The organism is Deltaproteobacteria bacterium RBG_16_64_85 (assembly GCA_001798885.1).
In the GTDB taxonomy this organism is placed as follows: domain Bacteria; phylum Desulfobacterota; class Deferrimicrobia; order Deferrimicrobiales; family Deferrimicrobiaceae; genus FEB-35.
The window spans coordinates 1-5,200 of the sequence record MGQW01000074.1; the positions used below are offsets into that span (position 1 = coordinate 1).

Genomic DNA, 5,200 nt, shown 5'->3' on the forward strand with positions numbered 1-5,200 from the left:
GGAAGAAGCCAGCGACAAGCATCCGGTTACCCCGGGGAACGTCGTGCCGTCGCGGGAGTTGCTGGGCGAGATGCTCATGGCCCTCAACCAGCCGCAGCAGGCGTTCGCCGAGTTCGAGCGATCCTTGAAGCGCGACCCCAACCGCTTCCGTGGAATTTCCGGTGCCGCCCGCGCGGCGGAAGCCTCCGGCAATCTCCCCGCGGCCCGCGATTACTACGCCAAGTTGCAGACCTTGACCACCGATCGCGATACCGAGCGGCAGGAACTCGCCGCAGCCAAGGCTTTTCTGAAGGGCCACTGAGGAAGGGGCATCGAGTAGTCGGGGGGTCTTACATCCCCCCACCTCTCACACCACCGTACGTGCCGTTCGGCATACGGCGTGTTCCACACCAAGGACCTCGTCCATGGAGGCCGAGGCTTTGGCTCTCGCCCTCTCGATCCCAAGTCGGATCATCTTCTTTATACGGGTCCGCGACCTTTTCCACTGCGTCCTTCGCTGGGACATCCCACGTCAACACCGTTTCGGCAAGACCCCCTTTTCACCCCAATAATAGCGGTTGTTTGCACGGAGTTTGCAGTCCGTTCCGGCTCTCCCTATAAAAATCCGATAGAGGCGTTCAGAACATTCTTACAACAAGATCAAGAACGGGTTGGTCCGATCACGAAGGAGTGGTCACCGCCGGTTACCGGAGAAACCCGAGCAAGCGCAGGCCGTCCATGAGAAGAAGGACCGCGAACAGGAGAAGCAGAAACCCGAGAGCCCGCATGAGGTATTCGTAGCTTCTTCCGCTCAGCCGATGCACCGAGCGGCCGGTGAGAATCGCCAACACCACCTTGGAGCCCACCAGGCACCCCGTGAAACCGACGACGAACAGCACGGCGGCGGCCGGGCTCGTCTTCCATCCCTTGAGGATCATGGGGGACCCGACGGTCAGCCAGAACAGGTACGGGTGCGGGCTGAGGGCGTTTACCATCGCTCCCCTCCTTAGAGATTGCGGTCCGGCATCCGACACGGAGGGTTCCTGCCTCCTCGCCCGGAACGTCTCATAGGACATGTACACCAGGAACGCCGCGCCGGCCAGGGACACCGCCCCCAAAAGGCTTCCGTACCCGGCTATCCTCGATAGGACGAGCGTCGATACCAGGATGATTGGCAGATCCGTCAGCAGCGGGGCCGCCGCGACCCGGATCCCCTCCCGGACTCCGTGACGGATCGTGTGGGAAAGCACCAGCGCAAAGAGGGGGCCGGGCGTGAAACCCGCCGACAATCCCAGGACAATTCCGGCAACCAAGAAGGTCATCACGTCGTTTGGCTCTCCGCCCGCCTCCTCCCTTCCTCAGGGATACCGGCCATGATCGGAACACGCGGAAATTCGTCCCCCTCAACACCGCTGAAACCAGTACCACATGGAGGGGTTGCCGTTCTCTTCTCCGATCGCCGTCCGGACTTTGGAGAGATCCGCTCGCAGCAAGGATTCGACCTCCTCGGTGGAGATGCCGGCAACCCCGCCTTCCCATGACCTCGGCAGCCGGGCGTAGAGCATGTACCAGGCCTGCGGCCGCATCAATCGGGACAGGTTCACGGCATATCGCTTCCGATCTTCCGTTTTCAGGGCATGCAGGCAGCCGATGTCCAGAACATAGTCGAAAGGACCGGACAGGGCGGAAAGGTCGGTGACGCTTGCAACGAGAAATTCGATCGCAAATCCGCTCCGGGCCGCCTTGGCGCGAGCGGCGAGAATGGTTTTGGGTATGAAATCGACGCCCGTGACCCTCCATCCGTGCCGGGCCAGGGTGATGGCATTGGTACCCGTGCCGCATCCCAGATCCAGCGCTTTTCCGGGCGGGGTCCGGGCGATGAACTCCATCACCTCGGGCGGGGTGACTTGAGTGTCCCAAGGAGTCTGCCGGCGCCAATAGCGCCACTGGAATTTCCAGCGGTTGGGCAGGAAGGACCCGATCCGTTCATGCCACATGTTATGAAACCTCTCCAAGTGAACAAGGGGGGTGTCTGGGGAGACGGAGTCCCAAAAAGAAGCGCATCGCGCGTCATCCGATTCCCTGGAGGAGGGAATCCTCGGTCCATCCCAGGCGGACGATCTCGATCTCTTCCGGCCGACTCCGGCCCAGCCGGTAGAGGGTGTCGGCCAGGACGATGTGCCGGGGATTCGGGCTGATGGGCCGGTCTTCCCCGAAATAGGCGTTCCGCTTCGCCTGGATGATCCGGGCCCCCGTGGCGTCGGCGGCCACCGGGTCCCGGCTGACAATCAGCCCACAGTACGGCCACGTGTACCGGGGGGTGAAATGGTGGGGTCCGGTGCCGTGGAACAGGGGGGTGATCATCACCAAAATGTTGAGCCGCGTCTTCCCTTTCACGGGGGGCAGGTGCCAGATGGATCCCAGCCGCTCGCAGGCGTTCTCGTGGTAGTTGCTCGGGTCGGGGACGAACATGATGTAGTTCTTGAGAAGCGAGCCGAGGCCCGCCCAATGATGGGTCCTCATGGGCCTAACGTTGATCAGGGCCGTGGAACGGCGGAAGACGGGATTGTCGAGCACTCCCCGGTCGTCCACGGAGACGTTTTCCTCCCGGACGCCCGCGCCGGCCAGGCGTTCCCGGAGGATGGCGTTGAGCGGCTCCGGGGTGGGAAGGTAGCTCCAGACATTGGTCTTGACCCCGACGACATCCGCGGGGGAAACGAGCCGTTTCCAGGCGATCGAGGGATCGGGCGCGTCCAGGAGCGCGGCGACCGCCCTGTCCAGCATCTCCCGCAACGGGGCGGGGCGAATCCGGCCCTGGCCGTCTTGCACCTTCGGATCGCGGACCAGCACGACCCGGCTCTTTTCAGCGGCCTCCCCGCGGGATATCCCCGCCAGGGAGAGGCCGGCAAGGCCCCCTGCGGCAATGCGCGCCCCTTTCCGGAGAAAGTCGCGACGGCTGATCCAGGACTTCCGGTCCTTCACGATGCAAGCCTCCTTCTCCGTCCCTCTCCATCCCCATCCGCCGGACCCTGCGCGGCGAAACGCTCCGGGAAGATCAAGGTAGCACCCCCGCTTCCCTCAACAGCGCCTCGGCCAGGGAGCGGTTTTCGGCTCCGAGGACGACCGCCAGCAGCCGTCCAGCCTGCGCGAAAGCCGTCCACTTCCCGCTTTCCATGACGACCGTCTCCCTCCCGGCCGCCCCGGGCGGGCGGAGGGAGAGATAGCGTTCGCGGGCCGATGCCGCCCGTGTCGTTTCCGGGTAGAAAACGAGCAGGAGCCGCGCGCGCCCCCCGTCCCGGAGGTACGAGGCGAGGAGAACGTCCGTGTCCGGCCCGAGGCCCAGCGTGTTCTCCTCGAAAACGCGGGCGTGGGTGTCGAGAAGGACGTGGTCGTGAAGATACCGGATGCTTCGGGGTTGAAGACCCTCCCCGGGCAGCCTCTCCAGGATCCGCGGCCTCTCGCCCTTCTCCCCGATTCCTGCTTCCACGGCCCGGGCGAGCCAGGAGGCCACCTCCCGGACCGCGGCCGTCTCCCGCTCGGCGTAGATCGACGCGAAGAAGCGGCCTTTCCAGAAGCGGACCCACCCATCCCCGCGCAGGCCGTCCTCCCCGATGTCCGCCGGTTCCCCGTCCCGGTCGTGGGTGAACACCCCGAACGCATCCGCCGAAGATCCCATGTCAAAGAGATCCAGGACGATGGCCGGCTCGCCCGCGGCGGAGTACCGACGCGACAGGCATCCCTGCATGTTATAGGCGAGGTAGATCTCCCCCGCGCCGTCGATGTAGTCGAAGATGGACTTGCGGTCATAGGTCTCGTCCGGCCCCTGCGCGGCGAATTCCCTCATCTGGCGCGGGATTACGGCGGCCAGGTCGAGCAGGCTCCGGGCGCCGGACTCCCCGGGAATCGGGAGGAAGAGGCCCCCTGCAGCAGCAGCTACCAGGAAGACCGCTAGGGATCGTTTCACGGGTGCGCCCCGCGGCCTGGACCGGAAGGCTCCATCCCCCTCCCCCGATTCGAGTCCGTGAGGGATTGGAGGGCCGGAAGAAGGAGGCCGGCAGGGGAAACGATCCGGTTCTCGAAAGGATTCCAATTATAATTTGAAGACGACTAACCAGAACAAGAAGCCGATGAAACCGCCGATTAAAATAAAATTCGCTGTAGGTTCAAGATTTGTAAGACTTATAACACCTGAAAGGATACCTCCGCCTATCGCGGCAAGAATGGATACATATTCGGCAATTCCCTGGGCATACATCTCTCCCGAGGCCTCCCATCCGGTACTCGAATCGGCTTCCCGTTGTTATTCATTATACGACGCAACGCCGGTCCCGTGTTCCTCATTGTCCCGAGGATGCAATGCCCATCCCGGTCAAGGAGTACGCGGAGAAATGGATGACCAGGGATAATGGGATACCTATGGCGACACCCCAACGGATTGCAGGTCATACGGACATCACTATCACGGCCAGGCACTACCTGAAGGTGGATGCCGGAAAACAACACGAGAACGTAACCAAGGCATGACCTGCCCCCCTTGGATCGTTCCGGGATGTGTTCGTCTCGAAGTCCTTTGGCACAGTCGGGCGGACGTAGAGGTCCATCGAGTCGTCGGCATTGCTCGCGAGGCCCCTTTTCAAATCGTTCATCGAAAGGTGGCTATTATGATTTGATTATTACAATCAGAGAGGCGTGGACCGATCGTGGGGGGCAGGTCAGCGGTGTCCCCGGCTGTTATAGAGGGGGATTTGCCTATTGTCGGGCAGTCCCCCAACATTATACACTCCGTGGTAGGTTCCATCCTTCCTAATGAGGTGGCATATGAGAAGACCTGCCGCCGCCTTGATACTGATTGCCTCCTTACTCTCCTTCCTGACGGCTCGTCCGATACTCGCGGGGCCTATCGAGGACGCTACAAAAGCATACTGGCGTGGCGACTACAAGACAGCATATCAACTTATCAAGCCACAGGCTGAGAAGGGAGACGCCGTCGCCCAGTTTATCCTCGGCTTCATGTATGACGAAGGCAAAGGTGTTCCTCAGGACTACGCCGAGGCGGCGAAGTGGTACCGAAAAGCGGCAAAACAAGGGAATATAGCCGCCCAATACAACCTCAGTCTTATGGAGGACCGCGCCGAGATGGAGAAGTGGTATCGGAGGGCGGCAGAACCGGGAAACGCTGCCGCCCCGTCGAACCTCGGTCTTATGGATGACCAAGGCCGAG

The 5,200-nt window shown here is 62.2% G+C and carries 4 protein-coding genes and 2 pseudogenes (1 of these 6 cut by a window edge); 2 read left to right on the forward strand and 4 right to left on the reverse strand.

Annotated elements, in window-relative coordinates; translation table 11 throughout:
• Positions 1 to 301: pseudogene (locus A2Z13_02565) on the forward strand (hypothetical protein).
• 382 nt (positions 302 to 683) lie between these two features.
• On the opposite strand, the gene A2Z13_02570 reads toward A2Z13_02565, so the two are convergent.
• The 4 genes from A2Z13_02570 to A2Z13_02585 all read right to left on the reverse strand — a co-directional run bounded on the left by A2Z13_02570 (position 684) and on the right by A2Z13_02585 (position 3,943).
• Complete coding sequence (locus tag A2Z13_02570) at positions 684 to 1,301, reverse strand: hypothetical protein (protein OGP76985.1); 618 nt, start codon at positions 1,299 to 1,301, stop codon at positions 684 to 686.
• 81 nt (positions 1,302 to 1,382) lie between these two features.
• Positions 1,383 to 1,976, reverse strand: a complete 594-nt coding sequence (locus tag A2Z13_02575; protein OGP76986.1) for a hypothetical protein — start codon at positions 1,974 to 1,976, stop codon at positions 1,383 to 1,385.
• Between the two features lie 73 nt (positions 1,977 to 2,049).
• The gene (locus A2Z13_02580) at positions 2,050 to 2,961 is read right to left on the reverse strand and encodes a hypothetical protein (GenBank protein OGP76987.1); all 912 of its coding nucleotides are present in this window, start codon (positions 2,959 to 2,961) and stop codon (positions 2,050 to 2,052) included.
• A gap of 73 nt (positions 2,962 to 3,034) precedes the next feature.
• Positions 3,035 to 3,943 (reverse strand): hypothetical protein, encoded by a 909-nt coding sequence (locus tag A2Z13_02585; protein ID OGP76988.1) that lies wholly within the window; start codon positions 3,941 to 3,943, stop codon positions 3,035 to 3,037.
• 854 nt (positions 3,944 to 4,797) lie between these two features.
• On the opposite strand from A2Z13_02585, the pseudogene A2Z13_02590 reads away from it, so the two are divergent.
• A pseudogene (locus A2Z13_02590) lies at positions 4,798 to 5,200 on the forward strand (hypothetical protein); it runs 179 nt beyond the window's last position.